The 1,117-nt window shown below is 36.7% G+C and carries 1 protein-coding gene; it reads right to left on the reverse strand.

Annotated features, from left to right (window positions below; translation table 11 throughout):
* Nucleotides 1–152: 152 nt before the first annotated feature.
* The coding region (locus JCM10991_RS11745; protein WP_025021594.1) for an RNA-guided endonuclease InsQ/TnpB family protein at nt 153–1,117 on the reverse strand (965 nt) is incomplete at its 5' end.

Consider the following 1,117-nt stretch of genomic DNA (forward strand, 5'->3'; position numbering starts at 1 on the left):
CTAAAGACTGGGGCTTGTGAGAAGGCAAGCCTTACGGCTTACCCGACCACAATTTGCATAGATACATCACTGCATGATTACAAAGTAATCACGTCTAACACGATAATTACCAATGCCTTTAGAGTCCGCAAGTTGCCAAACGGACTGCCTAGTTATGCTAGGCTTTTTTCTTTTTCCTTAGCTAGTTTTTCTAATCCTTTTTCAAGAATATTTTTAGAGGCATTAATGTCCCTAATATGGAATGTACCACAATTAGGACAAGTCCATTCCCTATCTTTGAGAGTTAGTTTTTCTGTACCTTTTGTCCCCATGGCAAACTTACAATCATTACACATTTGCGTAGTGTTTTTGGGGCTTACAGTTATGAAACTTCTCCCGTATAAAGCGGACTTATATTCCATTTTTTGGAGGAATGTTCTCCAACCGACATCTGAAATCGACATAGCTAAGGCATGGTTTTTAAGCATATTAGAGCTTCGTAAATTTTCGGCTACTACCAAATCGTGGTTATTGATAAGTGCAGTAGATACTAAATTTAGGAAGTTATTACGCTGGTTACGGATTTTATCGTGTAGTCTTGCTACGACTTGTCTTTGTTTCTGATAATTCTTAGCTTCTCGTAAACTTCTACCTTCCGCTATTGCCCGTCTTTGACGTCTTGACAACTTACGTTGTTGCTTAGCTAACTTACCTTTAATAGTTCGATAGTATCTAGGATTAGCCACTTGATTACCGTTACTGTCAGTTAAGAAATTTTCAGTATTAAGGTCAACGCCAACTTTAGAATTAGTTTTTGCCTTTGTTTGTACAAAAGGCGTATCGGAAGCTAACTGCATAGATACAAAATATCTATCTGCCACATCTTTACTAATTGTAACTGTACCAATACGAATATCAGTCTTACTATCTAAAATACGTCTGTAAGAGCCACTAACCCTTATTCTACCTAATTTAGGTAAGTTAATATGTTTATTATCTAAAAAGCGTACGCTTGCACTAAACATGTCCATATTGTGCTTTTTAGTGTAGTGAGTACTTGTTTGATAGTTTTCACGATAACTTTTTTTGTGAAAGTTAGGTGTACCCACTTTGTGTACCTGTCTAAATAGTTTCCAGG

Source organism: Ligilactobacillus equi DSM 15833 = JCM 10991 (assembly GCF_000615765.1).
Lineage (GTDB): Bacteria > Bacillota > Bacilli > Lactobacillales > Lactobacillaceae > Ligilactobacillus > Ligilactobacillus equi.